The sequence below is a fragment of the Sphingomonas sp. CBMAI 2297 genome (assembly GCF_029870595.1).
Taxonomy (GTDB): Bacteria; Pseudomonadota; Alphaproteobacteria; order Sphingomonadales; family Sphingomonadaceae; genus Sphingomonas.
In genome coordinates, this window is record NZ_JAPDIR010000007.1 from 14,412 (window position 1) to 37,660 (window position 23,249).

A 23,249-nucleotide genomic window follows, 5' to 3' on the forward strand; every position below is an offset into this window, starting at 1 on the left:
CCTTCACCCCGGCCGCGGGCGGCTGCCGGTCCTTCTCGCCGCCGCCGGTATCGCGTTGCTCGCCGGCATCGTCGTGGCGACCGCCCGATGATCGGCGACCGCTTCCGCGCGGGCGGCGCCGTCCGTCCGGGCTATTGGTTCCGGCCCAAACGCTTCGGCTTCGGCGCCACCCCCGTCACCTGGCAAGGCTGGGCCGCGACCCTGGCCTTTGGCGCCGCCGCCGGGCTGATCGTCAATTTCGCCGTGCACCGGGAGCGGTTGTGGCTGGTGCTGCTGGTGCCGCTGATCGCGGTCTTTCTCTGGCTGGTCGCCGTCAAGACGGACGGCGACTGGCGCTTCCGCTGGGGAAATGACGATTAGCCCAATGCCTCGTCGAGCAGCCGGGCGAGGCGCAGGCCGCCCTTGATCACCTGAGTCCGTGCTTCGGGCACCCATTTCTCGATCATCGCCTCGCTGATCGCGACGCGGCCGGTGATCGGCTTGCAGGTATCGCCGCCGTTCAGGTCGGCATAGACGGTTTTGGCCAGCTCCCAGCTGTCCTTGCCCCAGTCCTGGACGGTGCCGCCGCCCAGCGCGGCGCGGTCCTTGCGGCTATAGGTGCGGACGATGTCGGGGCCCGAGGTGATCGCGCGCTCGGCGAGCAGCCCGTCCCACACCGAGTGGAGATTCAGCCGGTCGGTGGTGTAGATGCCATAGCTCACCATCGCCTTGTTGCCGCCGGCGTCATGGTCGTGCTCGGCGCCGTGGAGCGGCTGGCCGATATCGCCGACGAAATGGACGAGGAAGAGCAGTGCCTTCACTCGCTCGACCTGCGGCGCCTTGCGGTCCTTGAGGATCTTCACGTCGCGCTCGATCTGGGCGGAGACGCAATTGCCGTCCTTGCACTCGGCGGTCACGTCGAACGGCTTGCAGACGTCCGCATCCTGATAGTGCCAGACCGACGCGTAGCGCCAGTCGCTGCCCAGCTTCTTGATGCAATCGGCCCAGACCGAGGCTTCCTCGATATTGGTCGCGGGGCAGCCCTCGGTCTTCAGCAGGTCGGTGTGGCGGAGCAGCTGGCCGATCTTCGCGCGGGTGGCCGGAGTCACGTTGCGCCAGGCGATCGCGGCGACGGTCTGATGGCCATATTCCCAATAGGCATTGGCAGGCGCGGCGAACCCGAACAGGGCCGCGAGGACGAGAAGAAGGCGCATCAGGCAACTCCGCTGGCAGATGCCGCTTCCCTAGCAGAACGGGCGGGCTTGGCCAGCCGGGGGCGCAGCCCGATCAGCGGGCGGAGCCAGCCGATCTCGCGGCCGGCGAGATAGAAGGTCCAGCAGGCGCCCCAGGTGCCGGCGACCAGGATCGCGAACTCGGCGGCGGGATGGAGGTGCAGCGGCAGCAGCCAGTGCTCGCCCAGCACGATCGCGGTCTGGTGGATGATGTAGAAGGGGAACACCGCGTCGGTCAGCATCGCGCGCCATTTGTGGTCATGGTTGAGGAAGCGCTCGGCCAGGCCGATCAGCGCGGCGATGCTCGCCCAGGTCTGCACTTCGCGGGCGACGCGGAACAGTTCGGCGATCGCCCGGCCGGGCATCGCGAAGCCGGGATAGGCGGCCTCGACGCCGGCAACCACTGCGTAGCTCGCCAGCGCCAGCCCCGCGCAGGGCAGCCACAGCCGCGCGAATGCCGCCATTGTCACGCGCGAGCCCGCCAGGCCGAAGCCGAACAGGAAGGCCGGGAAATAGGCGAGGTGCGCGATGCCGTCGCCGATCAGGTCGTGCGTCTCCTCGCCGCGGCGGAACAGCAGCACCTGGAAGATTAGCAGCCAGGCGAGCGGCACCCACAGCGCGCCGGCGCCGCCGAACAGCCGGTCGAAGCCCTTCTGCAGGTCGAGCCGCAGCGTCAGCAGCGCGCCGAGCGCCAGCGTGTAGACCCAGAGATAGGCGACGAACCACAGATGGTTCCAGGTCGGCAGCAGAATGCCGTCGAGCCGGCCGAAGCGGAAATAGTCGCGCGCCCAGAACCAGGGATAATCGTGCGCATAGCCATGCTGGCCGACCAGCTCGACCCAGCTCTGCGGCGGCACCACCACCGCCATGCCGAAGGCGAGCGGCAGCAGCAGGCGCGCATTGCGATTGGCCAGGAAGCGCCCGACGCCCGGCGACTTGGCGAGCAGCATCCGGCTGGCGAAGCCCGAGACGAGGAAGAGCAGCATCAGCCGCCAGGCATTGGGCAGCAGCATCGGGATCGCCACCCAGTCCGCCGGCATGGCGGTCTTCACATGATAGCCCCAGGGCACGAAGACCATGCCCACATGATAGAGGATCAGGATCGCGAACGCCCCGATCCGCAGCCAGTCCATCCCGTAGTGCCGTTCCATCCCTCGAACTCCTTGATGACGGCGAACGGCTAGCGGGCGGCCCCGGGCGCCGGTATCGAGGAGGGAGAAGCGGCGGGTCGGCAGGGATGGACGAAAAGGCGGCAGGGACGAGCGGCGGGCAGGGCGGGGCGAGCGGCGAGCGTCGGCGCAAGCTCGCGCTGCTCGCCTTGGCCTTTCTGGGATTCGTGCTGGTCCAGTCCTTCGCCAATGTCGAAAGCTCGCGCGCCGATCTCGCGCGCGCCGGCCTGGTCGAGCGGCCTGCCCATGTCTGGCTGTGGGAGCTGAGCAGCGTCGCCATGTGGGTGGCGCTGCTCCCCGCGATCGGCTGGCTGGTGGCCAGGATCCGCCCGCCGCGCGTCGCATGGGGCTGGGCGGTGCTTGCCCATGCCGCGGCGACGGTGCCGCTTTCGGCGATCCATGTCGCCGGCATGATCGCGATCCGGCTCGGCGTCTATGCGCTGTGGGGCGAGCGCTATCGCTATGGCGGGGCGCTCGATCGGTTCGTCTACGAATATCGCAAGGACGCGGTGGCCTATCTGCTGCTCGCCGCCTTCATGGCCGTGGCGACATGGTGGCTGGCGCGCCGCGAGCCCGCGCCGGCTGCGCGCGAGGAGCGGGTCCTGCTCGTGCCCGACGGCAATGTGACGCACCGGGTGCCGATCGACGCGATCGACTGGGCGGCGTCGGCCGGCAACTATGTCGAGATCGCCTGGAGCGGCCGCACCCTGCTGCATCGCTCGACGCTGGCCGCGCTTGCGGAGGAACTGGGCCCGGGCTTCGTCCGCATCCATCGCGGGCGGATCGTGCGCGCCTCAGCGGCGCGGCGTGTCGAGACCGATCGCAGCGGCGACTTCGTCGTCACGCTCGCCGACGGCACCACGCTGCGCGGCAGCCGGCGCTTCCGGGCGAACCTGGGATAGGCCGATCAGCGGCCGCAGCCAGGCGATGCGCCGGCCGATCAGATAGGTCGCCGCGCACACGGCGCCGGTGCCGCCGAGCAGCAGCGCGAACTCGGCGGGCGCGCTCAGCCCCAGGGGCAGCGAATACCAGGCGATCAGCACGATCGCGGGATGGTGGACGATGTAGAAGGGGAACACCGCCTCGGCGAGCGGCTTGCGCAGCCGGTGGTCATGGTTCCAGCGCGTCTCGGCGATATGGAACAGCGCGAGGATCATGCCCCAGGCCATGGCGGTGCGCGCGGCCCGGTCGAGCGCCATCACGTCGTGCGGCGGCACCTGGGTGCCGGGCCATAGCAGCTCGACGGTGACGATCACCGCGCCGGCCATCGCCGCCATCGCCGCCGCGGGCTTCCAGCCGCGCGCCACTGCCGGCCATAGCCGCGGCGCACCGGCCAGGGCGAAGCCGAACAGGAAGATCGGGACATATTGGGCATGGCCGCCCCAGTCGCGCAGCAGCCCCTGGCGCTCGGGCGCGACGAACAGCAGCGCCAGCCGCGCCGTCGCGAGCGCTGCCACCGGCACCCAGAGCAGCCTGTGCCCCACCGCGAGCCAGTCCGCCGCCGCGCCGATCGCGCGCATGGCCCGGTTGCCGCCCAGCGCCAGCACGCCCGCGAGCAGCAGCGTATAGGCGGCGAGATAGGCGACGAACCACAGATGCTCCCAGCTGGGGAATTCGCGGCCCCAGAAATCGCCCGAGCGCCAATAGTCGAGCGCCCAGAAATGGAGATAGCCGTGCGGATAGCCATTCTCCATCACCCGCACCCACATCTCGAGCGGTACCAGCGCGACCATGCCGAAGGCGAGCGGCACCAGCAGCCGCACCGCGCGCGAGCGCGCGAAGTCGCGCGCGCCGGCCGACCGGTCGAACAGCTTGCGCGAGGCATAGCCAGAGACGGCGAAGAGCAGCGGCAGGCGCCAGGGCGTCAGCAGTGCCATGGGCGGGATCAGCCAGCCAAAGGCATAGTTGGTCTTGATCACCCAGTCCCAGGGCGAGAAGGCCATGGCGATGTGATAGAGGATCAGCAGCGCGAAGGCGGCGATGCGCAGCCAGTCCATGCCGTAATGGCGCTGGCTGGTGCGCGGCGCGGCAGCAAATTGTGAGTCGTGCCGCAACGCGTGCAAGCCTTGATCCTGGAAACGAACCGGAGAAATAGCACCGCGCCTCTTAGCATCGCGTAAACCGCGCCGGGTTGGCGCGCGCGCGGGGCGGGCGTATATGGCCCCCATGTCCGTACGTCCCTGGCGCGATATCGTCCGGCGGCCCAGCCGTCAGATCATGGTGGGCAATGTCCCGGTTGGCGGCGATGCGCCGGTGACGGTGCAGACCATGACCAACACCGCAACGTCCGATGCGCGCGCGACCATCGACCAGATCCGCCGCTGCGAGGATGCCGGGGTCGACATCATCCGCGTCTCCTGCCCTGACGTCGAATCGACCGCGGCGCTGAAGCAGATCGTCCGCGCCGCGCGCGTGCCGATCGTCGCGGACATCCATTTCCACTATAAGCGTGCCCTGGAAGCTGCCGATGCCGGCGCCGCCTGCCTGCGCATCAACCCGGGCAATATCGGCAGCGCGGACCGGGTGAACGAAGTCGTCAACGCCGCCAAGGCCAATGGCTGCGCGATCCGCATCGGTGTGAACGCCGGCAGCCTCGAGAAGGACCTGCTCGAGAAATATGGCGAGCCCTGTCCCGAGGCGCTGGTCGAATCGGCGCTCGACCATATCAAGCTGCTCCAGGACCGCGACTTCCACGAATTCAAGGTGGCGGTGAAGGCGTCCGACGTGTTCCTCGCCGTCGCCGCATATCAGCAGCTCGCCGATGCGGTGGATTGCCCGCTGCACCTGGGCATCACCGAGGCGGGCGGCTTTGTCGGCGGCACGGTGAAGTCGGCGATCGGCATCGGCTCGCTGCTCTGGTTCGGCATCGGCGACACGATCCGCGTGTCCCTTTCGGCCGAGCCCGAGGAGGAAGTGCGCGTCGGCTTCGAGATCCTCAAGGCGCTGGGCATTCGCAACCGGGGCGTCCGCGTCGTCTCCTGCCCCAGCTGCGCGCGCCAGGGCTTCGACGTGATCCGCACCGTCCAGGCGCTGGAGGACCGGCTCCAGCATATCCGCACGCCGCTCTCGCTCTCGGTGCTCGGCTGCGTCGTCAACGGCCCGGGCGAGGCGCGCGAGACCGATATCGGCCTCACCGGCGGCGGCAACGGCAAGCACATGGTCTATCTGTCGGGCGTCACCGATCACACGGTGAACGATGCCGACATGCTCGATCACATCGTCAGGCTGGTCGAGGCCAAGGCGGCGGAGATCGAGGCGGCGAGCGAGGCCGCCGCGGTGGCGGCGGAATAGGTCCCATGCTATAGGTCAGGTCCTGGAGGGCCTGACATGACCTATCATGCCAAGGTGATCGCCGGCGGCAAGATCGTCATCCCCGCGGAGCTGCGCCGCGAGCTTGGGATCAAGGACGGGGATGTGCTGGTGCTCGATCGCGCCGCCGATGGCTCGCTCGCGATCAGGACGCATATGCAGGTCATCCGGGAGGGGCAGCAGAAGCTCCGCGCGATGATCACGCATCCTTTCACGGTGGATGATTTCATTGCCGACAAGCGTGCGGAGGCCGAACGCGAATAATGTTCGTCCTTGACGCCTCCGTGCTTCTCGCCCTGATGCTCGGGGAATCGGGCACCGAACAGGTGGCCGCCGCGGTTCGCGGGGCTGAGATATCGATCGTCAATCTATGCGAGGTGGTCACCAAATTGGCGGAAGGCGGCGCTGACCCGGATGCAGTATATGGGATCGCGGTTTCCTATGGGGTTCGCGTCCAGGCCTTTCGCGAGGCGCATGCCATAGAGGTTGCGAGATTGCGCCCGCTCACCAGGCATCTCGGCCTGTCGCTCGGGGATCGGACGTGCCTGGCGCAAGGCAGATTCAGTGCATTGCCGATCCTCACCGCAGACGCCCGGATGGCGTCCGCCGATATCGGCCTCGACATCCGCATGATCCGCTGACCATGGCGCGTGCCACTCCGATCCTCGCGGCCCTGCTCGCCGCCTGTGCCGGCATCGCGCTCTATTCGATCATGGACGCGGTGATGAAGGAGCTTGGCCTCGCCATCGGCGCCTATGCCGCGCTGTTCTGGCGGCTCGTCGCCGGCGTGGCGATCATGACGCCGCTCTTCGCCTTCGGCCGGCCGCGCCTGCCCGCGCGGCGCGTGCTCGCGATCCATGCGGTCCGCAGCGCGGTGATCGCGGTGATGGCGATCGCCTTCTTCTGGGGGATCGTGCGCGTGCCGCTGGCCGAGGCGATCGCGCTCACCTTCATCGCGCCGCTGATCGCGCTCGGCCTCGCCGCGATCTTCCTGAAGGAGAAGATCGGCGCGCGCTCGATCCTCGGCTCGCTGCTCGGGCTGGTCGGAGTCGGCATCATCCTGGCCGGCCAGCTGGGCGCGCCGCATCGGCCCGATTCGGGGCTCGGCATGGCGGCGGTGCTCGTGTCGGCGGTGTTCTACGCGGTCAACCTCGTCATCGCGCGCCACCAGGCGCAGCGGGCCGGGCCGATCGAGATCGCCTTCTTCCAGAACTGGTTCATCCTCGCCCTGTTCGCGCTGCCGGCGCCCTGGCTGCTGGTGACGCCGGCGGCGGGGCAATGGCCGCTGGTCGTGCTCGCCGCCGCGCTGGCGATCACCTCGCTGCTGCTGCTTTCCTGGGCCTATGCGCGGGCGGAAGCGCAGGTGCTGCTCACGGTCGAATATACCGCCTTTGTCTGGGCGGCGATCATGGGATGGCTGTTCTTCCGCGAGCCGCTTACGCTGGTCACCATCGCCGGCACCTTGCTGATCGTCGCGGGATGCTGGATGGCGGCGCGCAGCCGGCCCGGCATCGCCGAGCCCGAAGTGGAGCCCGCACTGTTATGATCGCCATCCGCACCGCCGCCCCGGACGATGTCCCGCTGATCCTCGATCTCGTCCGCGAGCTCGCAGTCTATGAGCGCGAGCCCGATGCCGTGGTGGCGACCGAGGCGATGCTGCACGATGCGCTGTTCGCGCGCCGCGTCGCCGAGAGCCTGATCGCGGAGCTGGACGGCAGGCCCGTCGGCTTCGCGCTGTTCTTCCACAATTTCTCGACCTGGACGGGCAAGCCCGGCATCTATCTCGAGGATCTGTACGTCACGCCCGGCGCGCGCGGCGCGGGGGCGGGCAAGGCGCTGCTCCGGCATCTTGCCGGCATCGCGCTGGACCGGGATTGCGGCCGTTTCGAATGGGCGGTGCTCGACTGGAACACGCCGGCGATCGATTTCTACCGGGCGATGGGCGCGCAGGCGATGGAGGAATGGACCGTGCAGCGCGTCACCGGCGATGCGCTCGTGGCGCTGGCGGGGCGCTGAGCATGGCGCGCGGGTTCTCGGGCCGGCGGTGCGATAGCGGGAGACTCTGATGGCGGTGGACCAGAGCCTGGTCGAATGGGTCAAGGAGGCGATGGAGCCGGTCGGCACCGTCACGTCCAAGCGGCTGTTCGGCGGCGCGGCGCTCTATCTGGACGGGCTGGCCTTCGCGATCCTCGCCTTCGATGCGCTATGGTTCAAGGCGGATGCGGAAAGCGCGGCGGATTGGGGCGATGCCGAGCGGTTCTCGGTCACGCGCGAGGACGGCAAGGTCCAGTCGCTCAACTATCGCCGGGCACCCGACGAGACCTATGACGATGCCGATGCGCTGCGCCGCTGGGGATTGCTGGCGGTCGAGGCCGCCAGGCGCGCGCCGCCGAAAAAGCCGAAGTCCCGGAAGCGGGCCTAGGGCCGGGACCATATTCTGCTTGGTCGCCTCTGTTGGCCATCGTCATCCCCGCCCCGGCGGGGATGACGGGCAGGCGGGCTAGGGCAGCGCGTTCACGTTCGCCGGGGTGCAGGGATCGAGGAACTTGGGCGCCGGCCCGGGATCGCGCGCCAGCAGCACGCTCTCGCCCGAGGCGCTCTTGTAGAGCAGGTTCATCTGGGCCGTCTTGAGCGCGGTGGGATCGTCGCTCGGCAGGTTGATCACCACCCGCCCCAGCGATCCCGAGGTCGTGCCCTTGGGGACCAGCTTGGGCACGGCATTCCCCGTCAGCAGATAGGTGAACGAGGCGCCGGGCGTGCCCGGCACCGTGTTGCCCTTGGAATCGCCATTGGCGAAGAGCTTGGCCGGATCGAAGTTGAAGTCCTTCGCCCCCGAGGCTTTGTTCTCGATCGAGACGATGTCGTAGAACAGGAACATGCCCGAGCCTGCGGACGTGGTCGTATGCGGCGAGCCGGTGGGATTGCTGTCGAACAGATAGCAGTTCGCCGGCTGGCGATAATGCAGGATCACCGTGTTCTGGCATCCGGCCAGGAATATGCTTCCGACGGAACCGATAAATATCGCACGAATATTGGCGTGGAGTTGCAGCATCATCTGCCTCCTTCAAGAGAAGATAGGAAAGCCGACTCGCGCCCGAAGGAAAGATGTTATCTCCGCTCGCAACTGTCTTGCGAAGTCGAATAAGAGACCGATTCGGATACTTGTGATATGGCCGGTGCGCTGTCGGCCAAGGGCAAGCCGACCAGCAAACCTAGCCCCCGCCCAGCACGTTGATGCTGAAGGCGATGATGCCCAGGTTGAACACGAATGCGGCAAGGCAGTGCGCGGTCACCACGCGCCGGATGCGGCGGCTGGTGATGTTCATGTCGCTGGTCTGGAAGGTCATGCCCAGGCAGAAGGAGAAATAGACGAAGTCCCAGTAATCGGGATCGGGCGTTTCCGGAAAGGTCACGCCGCCGCTGTCGCCGGCACCCTCGGCCTTTTCCGAATAGAAGAGATGCGCATAGTGCAGCGCATAGATCATGTTGCTGAAGGTCCAGCAGAGCGCCAGCGTGCCGATGATCAGGGCCAGCGCCCAGTCCTGCGCGCGCTCCTTCTCCATCAGCTCGCTGGCGACCGCCGCCAGGATCACCAGGCTCACCAGGCCGGTGATGACGAGCAGCAGGAAGCGGTTGCCGTCGTTGCGCTTGGCGGATCGGCGCATCCCCTCGGCTTCCTGCCGGAACAGCGGGGCGATCGCGACGAGGAAGGTGACCGCGCCAATGTCGAACCCGGTCATCAGCCCGAAGCGCAGGCCGAGCAGCGGAATGGCGAGCCAGCTGGCGGCCAGCGTGACTGCGAGGAACAGCAGGAAGCGCGGCGGCGCGACGAGGTTGCCGATGCCCCGATGGTGTCGTTTCGTCATGGTCGTCGTACCCAGCGCGGACGGATCGATCCGATGGCGGCCAGCGCGAGCAGCGCCATCCAGGCATAGCGGTGGCCCAGCATCATCATGGGGTCGTGGGGCGCGCGGAACAGGAACCAGAGCGAGGCGAGGCCGCCCCCGGCGAGCGGCAGCGCGGCGATCTTCCCGATCGGCGTTCCGCGCCAGGCGAGCGCCGCGAGCAGCAGCGAACCGATCCCGAGCAGCGCGAATTTGGGACGCACCGTGAAGAACAAGGCGCCGAACAGATCGGGCGGGTTCTGCCAGTGGTTCGCCAGCTGGAGGAGGATCAGCCCCTCGATCTCGTCAAGCAGCGCCCCGGCCAGCAGCACCGCGATCGCGATCCGCGAGAGCCGGCGCGCGTCTCCGCCCAGCGCCTGGGCGCCGAGCGCGAGGAACGCGGCATAGGCGGGGATGAAGGCCAGTGCGTCCCACCAGCTCGCGCGGATCTGCGCGGCCTGGAACGCGCCGGAACAGGAAGGCGGGCCGAACAGTTCGGCCAGCTGGGCGGGGCTTCGCACCAGTTCGAATGCGATGATCGGCCCCGCGCCATAAGTGGGCCCGCAGGCGGGAACGAGCGGAAAGCCCGTCGACGCCGCGAGCGTCGCCAGCCCGGCCACTGCGCACAGTCGCCAGGCCAGCGCGCCGGTCAGGCGGCCTCGGCCTCCTTGGCCTTCTTCGCGGCTTCGATCGCCTCGATCACGATCTTGCGTGCCTCTTCCGCATCGCCCCATTGGCCGATGCGCACCCACTTCTCGGACTCCAGGTCCTTGTAGTGCTTGAAGAAATGCTCGATCTGCTGGAGCACGATCGAGGGCAGGTCCTGCCGCTCGCCAATGTCCGAATAATAAGGGAAGGTGCTGTCCACCGGCACGCAGACGAGCTTCTCGTCGCCGCCGGCCTCGTCCTCGAGCTTGAGCACGCCGATCGGGCGGGCGCGGACGACGCAGCCCGGCACGAAGGGCGAGCGCGCGATGACGAGCGCGTCGAGCGGATCGCCGTCGGGCGAAAGCGTGTGCGGCACGAAGCCGTAATTCGCCGGGTAGCGCATCGGCGTGTGCAGGATCCGGTCGACGAACAGCGCGCCGCTCGCCTTGTCGAACTCATACTTCACCGGCTCGCCGCCGACGGGAACCTCGATGATCACGTTGAGGCTGTTCGGCGGATCGTCACCCACCGGAATCAAATCGATACGCACGCTATGCTTTCCTTAAGCTGGGCGGTTGCGCCCCCCAGGCCGTTATTTCGGCTGGAGGAGCTTATCCAGGCCAGCCTCTCCTTCGGTTGTTTTCTCGAGGTGCGGATAGCGCAGGCCGCCATGATAGTCGATGGCCACGTCGCGATAGCGCGCGCCGCGCTTCAGGGTGAGCCGGATCGGCTCCTTCGTGCCCTTGGCCGCCTTCACGGCATCCTTCAGCTTGTCGCCGGTATAGGCCTGGCCGTTCACCGCGATGACCTCGTCGGCGAGCGTGATGCCAGCGTCGAAGGCGGGGCTGCCCCACATCACGCCCGAAATGCCCTTGGGGCCGATCGCCAGGCCCAGCGAGAAGGAAAGGTCGGTGGCGGTCTTCGGCGTCGCCTTGTTGGGATGCTCGGTATAGACCAGCTTGTAGCCGTTGCGCTCGAAGCCCTTCAGCGGCGCCCGCTCGGAAACCTGGTTCACCCGCTCGTCGAGGAATTTCTTCCAGTCCCAGGGCACGACCTGGTTGAGCGTCGCCGCCACGTCGTCGAAAGTGTAGGTCAGCTCGCCATAGTCGCCGTCGCGCCCGCCGAAGAAGATACGGGCGAAATCGTCGATCGACTTGGTGCCGCCGGATTTCTCGCGGAGGATGGAATCGGCTTCCATCCAGACCATCAGGCCCTCGTTGTAATAATCCTCGCTGCGCTGCCAGCTCACCCAGCCCTTCGGCGCGCGCGGGCTGATGACGGGATCGTTGGTGGTGTCGACCAGCGGGCGCCAGGTGCGGCCCTGGCGATTGTCGAGCGTGGCCGCGATGTTGGCATAGGCGTCGAGCGTGTCGGCCTTGCTCACCAGCCCCGAGCGCGCCTGGAAGACATAGCCCCAGAACTGGGTCTGCCCCTCATAGACCCATAGCAGCGAGCCGCGCATCGGCACCCGATAGTCGGGGGTCCACAGGTCGGCGCCGCGGCGGAACTTGCCGTCCCAGCTATGGGTGTATTCGTGCGGGAGCAGGTTGCGGCTGGTCGCCTTCTCGTCCCATTTGGTGAAGAAGCCCAGGCCGGTGCCATTCTCCGAGCTGCGGTGATGCTCCACGCCGATCCCGCCCAGCTCGTCGCTGATCGAGAACAGGAAGCGGTAATGGTCGTAATGCTCGACGCCGAAGGTCTTCACGGCCTGGTCGACCAGGTTCTTGAGCTTGTCGACCTGCTCGGGCGTGGCGGCCAGTTCCTCGGGCGTGTCGGCATAGGTCTCGACCGAGACGCGGTCGGTGAGCTTGAGCTGGCGGTAATGGCGGCCGGCGAGCACCGGCGAGTCCATCAGCACGTCGTAATTGGTCTTGTCATAGGTGTAGACATTGCCGCTCACCTTGGCGTCCACCGCCGAGCTGGCGGTCCAGCCCTCGGGATAGGTCACCTTGGCCTGGATCGGCACGCGGCGGACGAAATAGCCGGCGGGATAGAGGCTGAGCGAGAAGAACTGCAGGCTCATCAGGTTGGGCGTCATCACGATGCGGCCCTGGTCCGCCACCGTGGCCGAGACGAAGTTGAAGTCGACGTCCAGCTTCTTCACCCCGGCCGGCACGTCGATATGGAAGGCGAAGACGTCGACTGGATCGCGCTTCCACGGGATCACCTTGCCGTTGCCGCGGATCACCAGGCCGCCCAGCTTCTCGATCTCGCCGCGCGGGCCGTGCTTGCCGGGGATCCATTTCGGATAGAGCAGCACCATGTGCCCGCTCTTCGCGACGGGGATCGTCTCCTTCACGGTGAAGATGCCGCGCGCCACGTCGGTCGCGTCGATGTCGAGCGTCAGCGTGCCCGGATAGGGGATGTCGCGCGCATCGGGGATGGTGTTGGGATAGGGCGCGGTCTGTGCCGGCGCCGAATTCTGGGCCAGGGCCGGGGCGGAGACGGAAGCGAGCAGGGCGGCTGCGGCGAGCGCACGGATCATCGGTGGGGGCGACCTCTCTTCTGGAAGCGACAGGTCATAGGACCGCGCGGGCAGGCATGTAAATCTCCCTCTCTCCGCCGGCGGGGGGAGGGAGGTGCTAACGGGACGCTAACCATTGGGCGCTAGTGGTTTCCGCCATGTATCACGATCCCCAGCTGGCTGCCCGGGCCAAGGCCGATCCGCGCCCCCGCTCGGCGGTGAGCACCGGGGTGGGCATGGCCGGGCTCGCCGGCATGGCATTGTGGACGGCGATCGCCACCTTCTACCGGCTCGACGGGCCCTATAGCGCGCTGGTCAACGTCGTCGCCTGCGCGGCGCCGATGGTGCTCTGGTCGGTGCTGGTCGACAAGGTGCATCTGAACCCCTCGACGGGCATCGACTGGTCCTCGAAGCGCACCCTGGCGGACACGCTCGACATCTCGATCACCAAGCTCACCGGCCTGTGGCTCACCTGGGGCGGGATCGCGCTGATCTATGCCACCTTCCCCTTCTGGTGGAGCGGGCGCACCGCCAATTTCGCCTGGTCGATCTGGTGCATCGAGATGGCGGCGCCGGCGCTGTTCCTGCTCTCCATCCCCTATGTGCTGTGGCTCGATCGCAAGCTGGTGCAGCCGCGGGACGGCGCCTGGCATCTCGGCGCCTGGCTGATGGGGCTGAAGGAGCCGATCGACCATGGCGCCATCCACAACCATCTGCGCAGCTGGGCGGTGAAGGGCTTCTTCCTGGCCTTCATGCTCTCGATCGTGCCGCCCAATTTCGCCGAGTTCGTCGGCTGGAACTTCGATCGCATGTTCGATTCTCCGGCGGTGATCGCGAACTACTGCATCGCCTTCATGTTCGTGATCGACGTGGCCTTTGCCACCGCGGGCTATATCCTGACGATGCGGCCGCTCGATTCGCACATCCGCACCGCCACCCCCTATGCGGCGGGCTGGACGGCGGCGCTGATCTGCTATCCGCCCTTCGTGCTGATGAACGAGGGCGGCGTGCTCGACTATCATGCCGGCAGCGCCGACTGGACCTGGTGGTTCGCCGGCCATCCCTGGATCCTGGGCGGGCTGGGCGCGGTGCTGGTGGTGCTGACCGGCATCTATGCCTGGGCGACGATCGCGTTCGGCCTGCGCTTCTCGAACCTGACGCATCGCGGCATCCTCACCCATGGCCCCTATGCCTGGAGCCGCCATCCCGCCTATCTCTCCAAGAACCTGTTCTGGTGGCTCTCCGGCCTGCCCTTCCTCGCCACCACCGGCTGGATGGAGGGGCTGCGCAACGCCGCGATCATGGCGGTGGTGAGCGGTATCTATTACTGGCGCGCCCGCACCGAGGAGCAGCATCTGGGCTCGGATCCGGCATATCAGGAATATAGCGCCTGGATGCGGCGCAACGCGCCCGTGCCCCGGTTCTTCGCATGGGTGGGGGGCAAGGTTCGCGGCTAATCCGTCATCCCGGCGAAAGGCGGGATCTCGTGCGGCTCTTGTCCCGCGCCTTTGCCTGAGATCCCGGCTTTCGCCGGGATGACGACTGCGTCACCAGTCTCCGGCGGCGCCCATCCAAAGGGCAACAGCGGCAGCCGCCGCCGTTTCCGCGCGCAGGATGCGCGGCCCGAGTGAAATCCCGATCGCCCGGGGATGCGCCTTGATCGCCGCGCGCTCGGCATCGTCGAATCCGCCCTCGGGCCCGATCAGGATCGCCGCGGGGCCCGGGTGCGCGCGCATTGCTTCGACCGCAGGCGCGCCGCCCGCCTCGTCCGCGAAGAACAGCGTGCGTTCCGCGGGCCAGTCACGGAGCAGGGCCGGCAGCTTCACCACCGCGTCGAGCGCCGGCAGCGCGGTGCGGCCGCATTGCTCGGCCGCCTCGATCATGTGCGCGCGCAGCCTTTCGAGATTGAGCTTGTCGACCACGCTGCGCCGGGTCAGCACCGGCACCAGCCGGTCGACGCCCAGCTCGCAGGCCTTCTCCGCGATCCAGTCGATCCGCCCCTTCTTGATCGGCGCGGCGCACAGCCACAGATCGGGCACCGCCTCGCGCTCGCGCAGCCGGTCGGTGACTTCCAGGATCAGGTCGCGCTTGCCGATCTGCCGCGCCACGCCGGCCCATTCGCCGGTGCGATCGTCGAACAGCTTGATCGCCTCGCCGAGCTTTATCCGCATCACCGAGATCAGATAATGGGCCTGGGGCCCGTCGATCCGGACCTCGCCGGGCGAGAGTTCGGCCTCGACGAACAGGCGCGGGGCGGATTGGGGCGGCCAGGCGGGCGTAGCGGGCATGGGCCCGCTCTAGCGCCTGTACCGCGATCCCGTCACTCCCCCAGGCCGCCCGGGTTCATGCCACCCATGCCGCCGCCGCCACCGAAGCCGCCGCCGCGCCGGCCGCCGCCGCCATGCCTGCCCATGCCGCCGCGGCCGCCGCCGCCCCGCTTGCCCTGCCTGAAGCTGGGCGGCGAGAGCTTGGGCAGCTCGGATTTCTCAAGCTTGCCGTCGCCATTCTTGTCGAGCATCGCGAAGCGCTTGTCGGCGGCGATGCGGAATTCGCGCGCGTCCACGCCGCGATCGAAATTGGTGTCGGCGACGATCACCGGCTCGGGATAGCTGAAATAGCTGAAGCGTGCCGCGCCCTGCGGCACATAGACGGGCTTCTTCTCCGGCGCGTCCGAATCGCCGGTGCTGGGCGGCGCTTCCTCGGGCCCGGCATTGCCGACGCTGATCATCGGCGCGATCTGCGTTTCGTATATCTCGATCTCGTCCGGATCGATCTCGCCGTCCTTGTTCTTGTCGAGAATCGCGAAGAAGCGTGCCGCATCGGCTTCCATCTCCTCCACGGTGAGCACGCCGTCATGGTTGGTGTCGGCCTGGTCGAACCAGAGGTTGGGCGCGTCATGCCCGCGGAACGGCTCCCCCATCGGGCTGATGAAGAAGCTCGGCGGATCGTCGGCCAGGGCAGGCGTGGCGATCGTGGCGAGCGTCAGGCTGGCGAGGAGGAGGCGCATCGGATGTTTCCAGAGTGCAATGATCACACCGTGCCCCTGTACGCCGATTGTAGCAGGATTATGCCAGATTGTTGCGGGCTTGATCTTTGCGGCGTCCGCGCGGAGGACGGGCCATGGCCGAAGCGCAGCAGATCGTTCCCGATACCGAGCATCGCGGGCTGGTGGGCCTGCTTCCCGCCGGCTGGCGGCCCTATGCGCTGCTTGCCCGCTTCGACCGGCCGATCGGCTGGTGGCTGCTCTTCTGGCCCGGCGCCTGGGCGGTCGCGCTCTCGGGCGGCGCCGTCCGGCAATGGGGCCTGATCCTCTGGCTGCTGCTCGGCAGCATCGCGATGCGCGGCGCCGGCTGCGTCTATAACGACATCGTCGATCGCGACCTGGACCGGCAGGTGGCGCGGACGCGCAGCCGCCCGGTGGCGAGCGGCGCGGTATCGGTGAAGGCGGCCGCGGCCTGGCTGGCGGCGCTCTGCCTGGTCGGGCTGCTCGTCTGGTTCCAGCTCCACTGGCCGGCCCGGCTGGTCGCGCTCGCCAGCATCGCGCCGGTCGCCGCCTATCCCTTCATGAAGCGGATCACCTGGTGGCCCCAGGCCTGGCTCGGCCTCGTCTTTTCCTGGGCGGCGCTGGTCGGCTGGGTCGAGATCGGTAGCCAGCCGCTGGCGCCGCTCGCGCTGTTCTATGCCGGCTGCATCGCCTGGGTGATCGGCTATGACACCATCTATGCGGTGCAGGACATCGAGGACGATGCGCTGGTCGGCGTGCGCTCCTCGGCACGCGCGATGGGCAGCCATGTCCGCGGCGGCGTCTCGCTCTTCTACCTTGCCGCGCTCGGCTGCTGGGGCGCGGCGATCTGGCAGCTCCGGCCCGATCCGCTCGCCCTGGCGGCGCTGCTGCCCATGGCGCTCCATCTGGCCTGGCAGGTCGCGACGCTCGATCCGCGCGACGGCGCCAACGCGCTCGCCCGCTTCCGCGCGAACCGCAATGCCGGCCTCCTGATGTTCGCCGCCTGCCTCGTTGTGGGCCAGACGCTTTGACGTTGCGCCCGCGCATACCTAAGTCGGCGCGATGCTGACCATCTCCGAAGCCTGTGAACGCGCCGCCGATGCCGTTGCCCGGGCGCGCGCCGCGGGCGCCGACGCCGCCGATGCCGTGTTCGCCGCCGACAGTTCGCAATCGGTCTCGGTGCGGATGGGCGCGCTGGAGGATGTCGAGCGCTCGGAGAGCGAGGAGCTCGGCCTGCGCGTCTTCATCGGGCATCGCTCGGCCAGCGTCTCCACCTCCGATCTCAGCCCCGCCGCGATGGACATGCTCGTCGAGCGCGTCGTCGCCATGGCCCGCGAGGCGCCCGAGGACAAATGGGCCGGCCTGGCGCCCGGGGACCGGCTGCTCCACGGCAGCCCGCCGATGCTCGACCTCGACGACGGCGCCCGGGTCGACCCGCCCAGCCTCAAGGAGCGTGCCCGCCGGGCCGAGGAAGCGGCGCGTGGCGTGCCGGGCGTCACCAACAGCGAAGGCGCCAGCGCGGGCGCCTCGCGCTCGGTGATGACGCTGGCGACCAGCCATGGCTTTGCCGGCGGCTATGCCCAGACCAGCCACGGCCTTTCGGCCAGCGTGCTCGCCGGCGCGGGCGGCGGCATGGAGCGCGACTATGCGCATCATTCCGCCCGGCACGCCGCGTTGCTCGAGGCGCCGGAGGCGATCGGCCGGCTGGCCGGCGAGCGCGCGGTCGCCCGGCTCGATCCGGCCAGGATCCCCAGCGGCACGATGCCCGTGGTGTTCGACCGCCGCGTCTCGGCCGGGCTGATCGGCCATTTCCTCGGCGCGATCGGCGGCGCGGCGATCACGCGCAAGACCAGCTTCCTGCTCGACCGGCTGGGCCAGCAGGTCTTTGCCCCGGGCGTGACGATCTGCGACGATCCCCATCGTCCGCGCGGCCTGCGCTCGCGCCCGTTCGACGGCGAGGGCCTGCCCGTCCAGCCGGTGAAGCTGGTCGATGCCGGCATGCTGGAGACCTGGCTGCTCGACAGCGCCTCGGCCCGGCAGCTGGGCCTGGAGCCCACCGGCCATGCCGCGCGCGGCATCGGGGGCGCGCCGGGCGTCGCGCCTTCCAACCTCTATATGGAGGCCGGCCATATCCCCGCCGAGACGCTGGTCGGCGAGATCGACCATGGCATCCTCGTCACCGAGCTGATCGGCCAGGGCGTCAACGGCGTGACCGGCGACTATAGCCGCGGCGCCGCCGGCTTCCTGATCGAGAAGGGCGAGATCACCCGCCCCGTCTCGGAGATCACCATCGCGGGCAATCTGAAGGACATGTTCCTCGCGCTCACCCCGGCCAGCGACCTCGAGTTCCGCTATGGGATCAACGCGCCGACCATTCGCATCGACGGGATGACCATCGCCGGTGCCTGAGACCGGCCTCGCCTCCCGGGTCGCGGCGATCGCCGCCGAGGCGGGCCGTCTCGCCATGGCGCGCTGGGAGACGGAGTTCCGGCGCTGGGAGAAAGTGCCCGGCAGCCCGGTCTGCGACGTCGACCTGGAAGTCGACGCGCTGCTGCGCCAGCGGCTGGGCGCGCTGCTGCCCGATGCCGGCTGGCTTTCCGAGGAGACGGCGGACGATCGCGCCCGCCTCTCCGCCCGCCGCGTCTGGGTGGTCGATCCCATCGACGGCACCCGCGACTATCTGCGCCACCGCCCGGGCTGGGCCGTCTCGGTCGCGCTGGTCGAGGACGGCGCGCCGGTGATCGGCGTGCTCGACGCGCCGGCGCGGGGCGAAAGCTGGACGGCGGAGGCCGGCAAGGGGGCATGGCGGGACGGCGAGCGGCTCCGCGTCGCCGCGCGCGACCGACTCGCGGGCGCCCGCGTCCCGGCCGACCAGCTGCCCAGGGTCGACAGCGACCTGGTCATGGTCGCCAAGCCCAATTCGATCGCGCTGCGCATCGCGATGGTCGCGGCGGGCGAGGCCGATCTGCTCGCCACGATCCGCTGGGGCAATGAATGGGACGTCGCCGCCGCCGTCCTCATCGCGCGCGAGGCGGGGGCGGCGATCACCGATGCGCTGGGCCGCCCGCTCGCCTTCAACACGCCGAGCGGCCAGGCGTTCGGCGTGCTCGCCAGCGCGCCGGGCATCCATGCCGCCGCGGTGGAGCGGCTCGCCGACCGCGCCCGGGACGTGCTGGGGGGCTGACCGGTCGCGCCGCCCAACAGCGGGGATGGCGGTCGAAGGAATATGAGGCCCCAGCCTAGCGTTCCGCCACGGCGATCAGCGCGGTCGAGGGGATGGGCAGGATCGTGCGCTCCCCCGCCATCCGGCGCACCTCGGCGATCACTTCCGCCTGCTGGGCATCATCGAGCGCCGTCCAGTCGGGGCTCATCCCGAACAGCTTCTCCGGCGTGTCGAGCTGGCCGATGTCGAGCGCGAAGTCGTGCGTCACGCTGTCGATCCGCGGCGCGCCGAACCCGGCATCGACCATCGCCGCCGACAGCCATTCGGGATCGCCCAGCGCCACCGCGCCTTCGGGCAGCCTGGTCCCGCCGTCCAGCCTCGGGAACAGCCGCCGGCGGATCTGGGAGAGCAGCAGGAAAGTCGCCGCGCCTTCGCTGCGCCAGGTGGCGAGCACGCCCAGGCCGCCGGGCCGGGTCACTCGCGCCATCTCGGCCAGCCCCTTGCGCCAGTCGGGGAACAGGATGACGCCGAATATCGAGAAGCTCGCGTCGAACCCCGCGTCCGGCAGGTCGAGCGCCTGCCCGTCCATCACCTTCGCCTCGACATTGGCCGGGGCCGCCGCCGCGATCCGCGCGACCATGCCGGGCGAGAAATCGGTCGCCAGCACCTGCGCGCCCGTCCGTGCCGCGGCCAGCGCCAGCGCGCCGGCCCCCGCCGCCACGTCGAGCACGCGCATGTCCGGCGTCAGCGTCACCCGCGCCAGCGCCTCCTCGGCGAAGCGCGACGTGAAGGGGTGGGCGGTCCGCTCGTAATGGGCCGCGGTCTCGTCCCAGTGCGCGGCATTCTCATGCTTCTTCGTCAGCGGTGCATTCTCGGGCATTGGCTCTCTTTCGCGAATCATGTAACAACATAAGTATCGTGAAATCGCCCGCTTGCCAATCCGGTTTGCCGGCCCGAGGAAACATCGATGCGAAAGGACAGCCGCCTCTCCCGGATGCTCCATGTGCTGCTTCACATGGCGCGGCACGACGGGCCGATGACGTCGGAGCACATCGCCCGCATGCTCCAGACCAATCCGGTGGTGGTGCGCCGGACGATGGCCGGGCTGCGCGACGCCGGCTATGTCCGCTCGGAAAAGGGCCATGGCGGCGGCTGGGCGATCGCCGCAGACCTGGAGAAGGTCTCGCTGCTCGACGTGCACCGCGCGGTGGGCGGCCCCACCTTGTTCGCGATCGGCGCCGAGCAGGACAACCCGGCCTGCGCGGTGGAGCAGGCAGTCAATGCAGCGCTGGAAGAGGCGCTGCGCGAGGCGGAGGCGCTGCTGATCGCGCGGCTGGGCGCGGTGAGCCTAGCCGAACTCGCCCGCAGCTTCGATGCGCGCTGCGTGGCGGGCGGGTGGCCGCATCCGGGCGAGGACAATTAGCGGGCGGACCGCCGAAAACGGCTGATTTCCCGCCAAACGGCTTTCGGCCACCATGGGCTGGAAGGCAGGCATGTCCTGTGGCAGGATTCGGCGATGTGGTGGAAGCTCAATCGCCAACAAAAGCTGCGACGGGCGGCGCTGTCATTATGGGCCACGCCCCTTATCATGCTTTTCCCGGTCTGGCTGGGATATCTTTTCGACCCCGCGCTGATCTGGGCGCATCCGGAAGTATTCGCGCTTTTCTTCGTCGCGCCTTTTGGCGGGGCTGCGATTCTCTATTGGCTCGCCGCTCGGCGCGGTTAGCCTCGCCGAGCTCGCCTGCGGCTTTGATGCGCGTTGTGTGGCAAGGCGGCTGGTCGCATCCGGTGGAAGGCGTTCAGGCTAGTGGTAATATAGCGACATCAAAACAGCGGTGAACGCTACTGCCAGGCACGATATGGGTCCGGCAAGCGATACGATGCCCCAAATGCCGGCAGCCCTGTTCGCGCTCCTGAAGTCGGCGACCATGTTCCGGGTGCAATAGGTGGCGGTGACCACCAGCAGCGCCAAAGGGATAAGCAGCAATTCCATCACGTGGATCCCGGCGCCGGGCCGAGCGCCATCAGCCCTCGTCGCCCTGATATTTGATCTGCAGGAACCGCCCGCGCGTCGCCAGCGCGTCGAGGTCGCCCTGGGCCAGTTGCGAGGTCATCTCGGCGATCTCGTCATCGATCAGCTGCAGGCCCTGGGCCAGCTGCTGGTCCGGCGTCAGGCCGTTGCGCTCTACCCGGCGCAGCGGCTCGGGCACGCGCTGATAGCCCTTGACCAGCTCGGGCAGCTGCTCGCCCACCAGCTTGCGCACTTCAACCGCCGCCGGGCTGTGCTCGTCGAGCGCGGCGAGCTGGGGCGTCAGCGTCTCCAGCTTCACGCCGATCGAATCGACCAGCCCGCGCACCGGCGAGGGCAGGGCCGGGCGCTGCGTCTCGAGCCAGCGCTCGGTGCTGCGCGGCAGCGCCTTGAGCGGGATCTCGGCCAGCTTCTCGACATTCACCGGCGCGCTCGTCGGCATCACCGCGAAGAGCAGCGTGGCCGCGACCAGCAGCAGCGCCACCAGCATCGCGCCCATCATGCCGAGCGGCGCCACCGCCAGTCCGAAGACGATCGCGCCGGCCAGGATCAGCCCGTCCGCCGCCGCGATCCGCCCGATCCGGCGGACCACTTCGGTTTCCCGGTGCTGGCGGTTGCGGCCGGACACGGCCAGGTCGGTACGGGCGCGCACGCGATCGAGCGTGCCTCCGATCCTGCTCAGTTCGCGATCGACATCGGTGGGCACGGCCTACATCGCCTCCAGCTTGAACGTCTCCGCCCCGCCCGCGACCTGGTTCTGCGCCGCGCCCTCGGCCCGCGCGATATAGCCCTTCGACTTCTCGACTTCGTTCGACAGCGTGTTGACCGTGGTCTTCATGCTGTCGAGCGCCTTGAGCTTGAACGTGTCGATCGCGTCCATCGTGTCGTAGATGTTCTGGAAGGCGCGCTGCAGCGTCTCGACGGGGATCGTCGAGTTCGCCGCCTGCTCGTGGATCGCGGCCGACTGGCTCTTGAGCAGCGCGCCGGTCGAATCGATCAGCCCCGCGGTGGTGCTGTTCAGCGCGGTGATCTGGTCGAGCACCAGCTTCTGGTTGGTCAGCGCCTGCGCCACCGTCACCGCGGTGCGCAGCGCCGAGACAGTGGTGGTCGAGGCGCGGTCGACGCCCTTCACCAGCTCGACATTGTTCTTCTTGACCAGGTCGAGCGCCAGATAGCCCTGCACCGTCACCGCCATCTGGGTGAGCAGGTCCTGGGTGCGCTGGCGGACATAGAAGAGCGCGGTCTCGCGCAGCGCCTTGGCCTTGGCGGGGTCGCTGTGGTCCAGCTCGTTGGCCTTGTCCTCGATCTTCGCGTCCATCGCCTTGGACAGATAGATCATCTGCTCGAGCCGGCCCATCGCGGCCCACAGGTTGGTCCGCTCGGTATCGATCGCGGCATTGTCCATCAGCAGCTCGTCCTTGCCGTTGGCCAGGCTCTTGAGGATGCCGTTGATGTGCGTCTGCGACGATTGGTACTTGCGGAAATATTGCTGCATCCCGCCGCCGAACAGCTTCGACAGGAAGCCCTGGCTCCCGCCGATCAGCTTGCCGTTCTGGCTGGGATCCAGCTCCTCCACCTTCTTGCGCAGGGCGAGCAGGTCGGCGCCGACGCCGTCATTGCCCATCGCCTTGACCGGGCGATCGAGGAAGCGGTTGGACTGGCCCGCCGCGTCGCGGATCTCCTTCTGCCCCATCGCCGCGATCGCATCGACGCGCTTGCCGAACTCGGGCGAGTTCACGTCCTGCGCGACGAGATCGTCGATGAAACTGTCGACCCGCGCCTCCAGCTCGGTCTTCTTGCCGTCGTCCACCGGCACCAGCCCCGCCGCCTTTTCGGGCGCGACGGCCTTCACCGGCTCGGGCGGGGTGAGCACCAGATCCTGTTCGGCCACCGCAGTCTCGCTCGCCATTCCCACGTCTCCAAACTGTCCGGCCCCCAGCATAGGATCATCCGGACGGCAAACCAACTGTGTGACTTATGTAATACACCACGGCGCCCGCGCCAAGGGCCAAGGCCCGGCTCAGCGGCTTTCGGACTTCACCAGGCTCGAGCGATAGATCTGCTCGCCATTGCGCAGCACGGTGAGCTGGCAGCCATTTTGCGGCTCGCTCTCGCCGGCGCAGAAGCGCGCGCCCTCGGCCGCGCCGCTGGCGGCAGTGGCGGTCGCGCCCTTGGCGGCGGAGAGGCGCACCGGCTCGCCCGATCCGGCCACCAGCACATGGCAGGTGCCGCTGCTCGAATCGCGGCAGGTGAGCAGCAGCTTGCCGGTGGCGAAATCGGCATCGAGCACCAGGCTGATATTGCGCTTCTCGGTCTTGCCCGAACAGCCCGCGAGCAGCATCAGCGCCAGCAGCACACCCTTGTTCAT

At 68.5% G+C, this 23,249-nt stretch carries 29 protein-coding genes; 14 read left to right on the plus strand and 15 right to left on the minus strand.

Features of this window, described 5'->3' with window-relative positions:
* The first annotated feature begins 87 nt into the window (after nucleotides 1-87).
* Nucleotides 88-360: a hypothetical protein gene (locus OMP43_RS11320; protein ID WP_280279828.1), complete on the plus strand. Its 273-nt coding sequence runs from the start codon at nucleotides 88-90 to the stop codon at nucleotides 358-360.
* Here the strand turns inward: OMP43_RS11320 and OMP43_RS11325 are convergent.
* Nucleotides 357-1,193: a S1/P1 nuclease gene (locus OMP43_RS11325; protein ID WP_348538605.1), complete on the minus strand. Its 837-nt coding sequence runs from the start codon at nucleotides 1,191-1,193 to the stop codon at nucleotides 357-359. The two genes, OMP43_RS11320 and OMP43_RS11325, sit on opposite strands and share 4 nt — an antisense overlap.
* Nucleotides 1,193-2,362 (minus strand): acyltransferase family protein, encoded by a 1,170-nt coding sequence (locus tag OMP43_RS11330; RefSeq protein WP_280279829.1) that lies wholly within the window; start codon nucleotides 2,360-2,362, stop codon nucleotides 1,193-1,195. Before OMP43_RS11330 ends, OMP43_RS11325 begins: the two co-directional genes overlap by 1 nt.
* Nucleotides 2,363-2,448: 86 nt before the next feature.
* Here OMP43_RS11330 and OMP43_RS11335 point away from each other — a divergent pair, with 86 nt between their 5' ends.
* Nucleotides 2,449-3,282, plus strand: coding sequence for a LytTR family DNA-binding domain-containing protein (locus OMP43_RS11335; RefSeq protein ID WP_280279830.1), 834 nt, complete (start codon nucleotides 2,449-2,451; stop codon nucleotides 3,280-3,282).
* On the opposite strand, the gene OMP43_RS11340 is transcribed toward OMP43_RS11335, so the two are convergent.
* On the minus strand, nucleotides 3,175-4,443 hold the full coding sequence (locus OMP43_RS11340) for an acyltransferase (RefSeq protein ID WP_280279831.1): 1,269 nt from the start codon (nucleotides 4,441-4,443) through the stop codon (nucleotides 3,175-3,177). The genes OMP43_RS11335 and OMP43_RS11340 overlap by 108 nt on opposite strands.
* A gap of 103 nt (nucleotides 4,444-4,546) precedes the next feature.
* Between OMP43_RS11340 and ispG the strand changes: the two genes are divergently transcribed.
* Genes ispG through OMP43_RS11370 form a run of 6 tightly spaced genes read left to right on the plus strand, consistent with a single transcriptional unit; the run spans nucleotide 4,547 to nucleotide 8,111 of the window.
* Nucleotides 4,547-5,671, plus strand: coding sequence for a flavodoxin-dependent (E)-4-hydroxy-3-methylbut-2-enyl-diphosphate synthase (gene ispG, locus OMP43_RS11345; protein WP_280279832.1), 1,125 nt, complete (start codon nucleotides 4,547-4,549; stop codon nucleotides 5,669-5,671).
* A 36-nt stretch (nucleotides 5,672-5,707) separates the two neighbouring features.
* Nucleotides 5,708-5,953: an AbrB/MazE/SpoVT family DNA-binding domain-containing protein gene (locus OMP43_RS11350; protein WP_280279833.1), complete on the plus strand. Its 246-nt coding sequence runs from the start codon at nucleotides 5,708-5,710 to the stop codon at nucleotides 5,951-5,953.
* A complete protein-coding gene (locus OMP43_RS11355; protein WP_280279834.1) occupies nucleotides 5,953-6,330 on the plus strand; it encodes a type II toxin-antitoxin system VapC family toxin in 378 nt (125 codons plus the stop codon). Before OMP43_RS11350 ends, OMP43_RS11355 begins: the two co-directional genes overlap by 1 nt.
* 2 nt (nucleotides 6,331-6,332) lie before the next feature.
* Nucleotides 6,333-7,235 (plus strand): DMT family transporter, encoded by a 903-nt coding sequence (locus OMP43_RS11360; RefSeq protein WP_280279835.1) that lies wholly within the window; start codon nucleotides 6,333-6,335, stop codon nucleotides 7,233-7,235.
* On the plus strand, nucleotides 7,232-7,705 hold the full coding sequence (locus OMP43_RS11365) for a GNAT family N-acetyltransferase (RefSeq protein ID WP_280279836.1): 474 nt from the start codon (nucleotides 7,232-7,234) through the stop codon (nucleotides 7,703-7,705). Before OMP43_RS11360 ends, OMP43_RS11365 begins: the two co-directional genes overlap by 4 nt.
* Nucleotides 7,706-7,754: 49 nt before the next feature.
* Complete coding sequence (locus OMP43_RS11370) at nucleotides 7,755-8,111, plus strand: TfoX/Sxy family protein (RefSeq protein ID WP_280279837.1); 357 nt, start codon at nucleotides 7,755-7,757, stop codon at nucleotides 8,109-8,111.
* A 78-nt stretch (nucleotides 8,112-8,189) separates the two neighbouring features.
* On the opposite strand, the gene OMP43_RS11375 is transcribed toward OMP43_RS11370, so the two are convergent.
* The 5 genes from OMP43_RS11375 to OMP43_RS11395 all read right to left on the minus strand — a co-directional run bounded on the left by OMP43_RS11375 (nucleotide 8,190) and on the right by OMP43_RS11395 (nucleotide 12,706).
* Nucleotides 8,190-8,741 carry a hypothetical protein gene (locus OMP43_RS11375; protein ID WP_280279838.1) on the minus strand — a complete coding sequence of 184 codons (552 nt, stop codon included), beginning with the start codon at nucleotides 8,739-8,741 and terminating at the stop codon, nucleotides 8,190-8,192.
* Nucleotides 8,742-8,901: 160 nt separating this feature from the next.
* Nucleotides 8,902-9,555: a DUF1345 domain-containing protein gene (locus OMP43_RS11380; RefSeq protein WP_280279839.1), complete on the minus strand. Its 654-nt coding sequence runs from the start codon at nucleotides 9,553-9,555 to the stop codon at nucleotides 8,902-8,904.
* Entirely contained in the window at nucleotides 9,552-10,193 is a 642-nt protein-coding gene (locus OMP43_RS11385; protein ID WP_280279840.1) for a hypothetical protein, read from the minus strand. Before OMP43_RS11385 ends, OMP43_RS11380 begins: the two co-directional genes overlap by 4 nt.
* Nucleotides 10,194-10,222: 29 nt before the next feature.
* Nucleotides 10,223-10,771 (minus strand): inorganic diphosphatase, encoded by a 549-nt coding sequence (ppa, locus tag OMP43_RS11390; protein ID WP_167301241.1) that lies wholly within the window; start codon nucleotides 10,769-10,771, stop codon nucleotides 10,223-10,225.
* A gap of 42 nt (nucleotides 10,772-10,813) precedes the next feature.
* The gene (locus tag OMP43_RS11395) at nucleotides 10,814-12,706 is read right to left on the minus strand and encodes a PDZ domain-containing protein (RefSeq protein ID WP_280279841.1); all 1,893 of its coding nucleotides are present in this window, start codon (nucleotides 12,704-12,706) and stop codon (nucleotides 10,814-10,816) included.
* A gap of 137 nt (nucleotides 12,707-12,843) precedes the next feature.
* On the opposite strand from OMP43_RS11395, the gene OMP43_RS11400 reads away from it, so the two are divergent.
* Nucleotides 12,844-14,142 carry a DUF1295 domain-containing protein gene (locus OMP43_RS11400; RefSeq protein WP_280279842.1) on the plus strand — a complete coding sequence of 433 codons (1,299 nt, stop codon included), beginning with the start codon at nucleotides 12,844-12,846 and terminating at the stop codon, nucleotides 14,140-14,142.
* A gap of 90 nt (nucleotides 14,143-14,232) precedes the next feature.
* On the opposite strand, the gene OMP43_RS11405 is transcribed toward OMP43_RS11400, so the two are convergent.
* The gene (locus OMP43_RS11405; protein WP_280279843.1) at nucleotides 14,233-14,973 is read right to left on the minus strand and encodes a 16S rRNA (uracil(1498)-N(3))-methyltransferase; all 741 of its coding nucleotides are present in this window, start codon (nucleotides 14,971-14,973) and stop codon (nucleotides 14,233-14,235) included.
* Between the two features lie 32 nt (nucleotides 14,974-15,005).
* Nucleotides 15,006-15,692, minus strand: coding sequence for an EF-hand domain-containing protein (locus OMP43_RS11410; RefSeq protein WP_280279844.1), 687 nt, complete (start codon nucleotides 15,690-15,692; stop codon nucleotides 15,006-15,008).
* 113 nt (nucleotides 15,693-15,805) lie between these two features.
* On the opposite strand from OMP43_RS11410, the gene ubiA reads away from it, so the two are divergent.
* The 3 genes from ubiA to OMP43_RS11425 are packed head-to-tail and all read left to right on the plus strand — an operon-like array spanning nucleotide 15,806 to nucleotide 18,873.
* Nucleotides 15,806-16,720 (plus strand): 4-hydroxybenzoate octaprenyltransferase, encoded by a 915-nt coding sequence (gene ubiA, locus OMP43_RS11415; RefSeq protein ID WP_280279845.1) that lies wholly within the window; start codon nucleotides 15,806-15,808, stop codon nucleotides 16,718-16,720.
* Nucleotides 16,721-16,751: 31 nt separating this feature from the next.
* Nucleotides 16,752-18,098 (plus strand): metallopeptidase TldD-related protein, encoded by a 1,347-nt coding sequence (locus OMP43_RS11420; RefSeq protein WP_280279846.1) that lies wholly within the window; start codon nucleotides 16,752-16,754, stop codon nucleotides 18,096-18,098.
* On the plus strand, nucleotides 18,091-18,873 hold the full coding sequence (locus OMP43_RS11425; RefSeq protein ID WP_280279847.1) for a 3'(2'),5'-bisphosphate nucleotidase CysQ: 783 nt from the start codon (nucleotides 18,091-18,093) through the stop codon (nucleotides 18,871-18,873). The genes OMP43_RS11420 and OMP43_RS11425 overlap by 8 nt, the downstream gene beginning before the upstream one ends.
* A gap of 55 nt (nucleotides 18,874-18,928) precedes the next feature.
* Here the strand turns inward: OMP43_RS11425 and OMP43_RS11430 are convergent, their stop codons facing one another.
* The gene (locus OMP43_RS11430) at nucleotides 18,929-19,732 is read right to left on the minus strand and encodes a class I SAM-dependent methyltransferase (protein ID WP_280279848.1); all 804 of its coding nucleotides are present in this window, start codon (nucleotides 19,730-19,732) and stop codon (nucleotides 18,929-18,931) included.
* A gap of 87 nt (nucleotides 19,733-19,819) precedes the next feature.
* Between OMP43_RS11430 and OMP43_RS11435 the strand changes: the two genes are divergently transcribed.
* Both OMP43_RS11435 and OMP43_RS11440 read left to right on the plus strand, forming a co-directional pair.
* Nucleotides 19,820-20,275 carry an Rrf2 family transcriptional regulator gene (locus OMP43_RS11435; protein WP_280279849.1) on the plus strand — a complete coding sequence of 152 codons (456 nt, stop codon included), beginning with the start codon at nucleotides 19,820-19,822 and terminating at the stop codon, nucleotides 20,273-20,275.
* Nucleotides 20,276-20,368: 93 nt separating this feature from the next.
* Entirely contained in the window at nucleotides 20,369-20,578 is a 210-nt protein-coding gene (locus OMP43_RS11440; RefSeq protein WP_280279850.1) for a hypothetical protein, read from the plus strand.
* A gap of 78 nt (nucleotides 20,579-20,656) precedes the next feature.
* Here the strand turns inward: OMP43_RS11440 and OMP43_RS11445 are convergent, their stop codons facing one another.
* The 4 genes from OMP43_RS11445 to OMP43_RS11460 all read right to left on the minus strand — a co-directional run bounded on the left by OMP43_RS11445 (nucleotide 20,657) and on the right by OMP43_RS11460 (nucleotide 23,249).
* Nucleotides 20,657-20,845, minus strand: coding sequence for a hypothetical protein (locus tag OMP43_RS11445; RefSeq protein ID WP_280279851.1), 189 nt, complete (start codon nucleotides 20,843-20,845; stop codon nucleotides 20,657-20,659).
* Nucleotides 20,846-20,876: 31 nt separating this feature from the next.
* Entirely contained in the window at nucleotides 20,877-21,587 is a 711-nt protein-coding gene (locus OMP43_RS11450) for a hypothetical protein (RefSeq protein ID WP_280279852.1), read from the minus strand.
* A 3-nt stretch (nucleotides 21,588-21,590) separates the two neighbouring features.
* Nucleotides 21,591-22,790: a toxic anion resistance protein gene (locus OMP43_RS11455; protein ID WP_280279853.1), complete on the minus strand. Its 1,200-nt coding sequence runs from the start codon at nucleotides 22,788-22,790 to the stop codon at nucleotides 21,591-21,593.
* Between the two features lie 111 nt (nucleotides 22,791-22,901).
* Nucleotides 22,902-23,249: a hypothetical protein gene (locus tag OMP43_RS11460; RefSeq protein ID WP_280279854.1), complete on the minus strand. Its 348-nt coding sequence runs from the start codon at nucleotides 23,247-23,249 to the stop codon at nucleotides 22,902-22,904.

Coding starts and splice junctions, on each gene's coding strand:
- OMP43_RS11410 (WP_280279844.1), bottom strand. CDS start 15,692: ATGCGCCTCCTCCTCGCCAGCCTGACGCTCGCCACGATCGCCACGCCT.
- OMP43_RS11335 (WP_280279830.1), top strand. CDS start 2,449: ATGGACGAAAAGGCGGCAGGGACGAGCGGCGGGCAGGGCGGGGCGAGC.
- OMP43_RS11365 (WP_280279836.1), top strand. CDS start 7,232: ATGATCGCCATCCGCACCGCCGCCCCGGACGATGTCCCGCTGATCCTC.
- OMP43_RS11375 (WP_280279838.1), bottom strand. CDS start 8,741: ATGCTGCAACTCCACGCCAATATTCGTGCGATATTTATCGGTTCCGTC.
- ispG (WP_280279832.1), top strand. CDS start 4,547: ATGTCCGTACGTCCCTGGCGCGATATCGTCCGGCGGCCCAGCCGTCAG.
- OMP43_RS11440 (WP_280279850.1), top strand. CDS start 20,369: ATGTGGTGGAAGCTCAATCGCCAACAAAAGCTGCGACGGGCGGCGCTG.
- OMP43_RS11395 (WP_280279841.1), bottom strand. CDS start 12,706: ATGATCCGTGCGCTCGCCGCAGCCGCCCTGCTCGCTTCCGTCTCCGCC.
- OMP43_RS11435 (WP_280279849.1), top strand. CDS start 19,820: ATGCGAAAGGACAGCCGCCTCTCCCGGATGCTCCATGTGCTGCTTCAC.
- OMP43_RS11350 (WP_280279833.1), top strand. CDS start 5,708: ATGACCTATCATGCCAAGGTGATCGCCGGCGGCAAGATCGTCATCCCC.
- OMP43_RS11355 (WP_280279834.1), top strand. CDS start 5,953: ATGTTCGTCCTTGACGCCTCCGTGCTTCTCGCCCTGATGCTCGGGGAA.
- OMP43_RS11430 (WP_280279848.1), bottom strand. CDS start 19,732: ATGCCCGAGAATGCACCGCTGACGAAGAAGCATGAGAATGCCGCGCAC.
- OMP43_RS11360 (WP_280279835.1), top strand. CDS start 6,333: ATGGCGCGTGCCACTCCGATCCTCGCGGCCCTGCTCGCCGCCTGTGCC.
- OMP43_RS11400 (WP_280279842.1), top strand. CDS start 12,844: ATGTATCACGATCCCCAGCTGGCTGCCCGGGCCAAGGCCGATCCGCGC.
- OMP43_RS11330 (WP_280279829.1), bottom strand. CDS start 2,362: ATGGAACGGCACTACGGGATGGACTGGCTGCGGATCGGGGCGTTCGCG.
- OMP43_RS11380 (WP_280279839.1), bottom strand. CDS start 9,555: ATGACGAAACGACACCATCGGGGCATCGGCAACCTCGTCGCGCCGCCG.
- OMP43_RS11325 (WP_348538605.1), bottom strand. CDS start 1,193: ATGCGCCTTCTTCTCGTCCTCGCGGCCCTGTTCGGGTTCGCCGCGCCT.
- OMP43_RS11320 (WP_280279828.1), top strand. CDS start 88: ATGATCGGCGACCGCTTCCGCGCGGGCGGCGCCGTCCGTCCGGGCTAT.
- OMP43_RS11405 (WP_280279843.1), bottom strand. CDS start 14,973: ATGCCCGCTACGCCCGCCTGGCCGCCCCAATCCGCCCCGCGCCTGTTC.
- OMP43_RS11370 (WP_280279837.1), top strand. CDS start 7,755: ATGGCGGTGGACCAGAGCCTGGTCGAATGGGTCAAGGAGGCGATGGAG.
- ubiA (WP_280279845.1), top strand. CDS start 15,806: ATGGCCGAAGCGCAGCAGATCGTTCCCGATACCGAGCATCGCGGGCTG.
- OMP43_RS11445 (WP_280279851.1), bottom strand. CDS start 20,845: ATGGAATTGCTGCTTATCCCTTTGGCGCTGCTGGTGGTCACCGCCACC.
- OMP43_RS11460 (WP_280279854.1), bottom strand. CDS start 23,249: ATGAACAAGGGTGTGCTGCTGGCGCTGATGCTGCTCGCGGGCTGTTCG.
- OMP43_RS11455 (WP_280279853.1), bottom strand. CDS start 22,790: ATGGCGAGCGAGACTGCGGTGGCCGAACAGGATCTGGTGCTCACCCCG.
- OMP43_RS11420 (WP_280279846.1), top strand. CDS start 16,752: ATGCTGACCATCTCCGAAGCCTGTGAACGCGCCGCCGATGCCGTTGCC.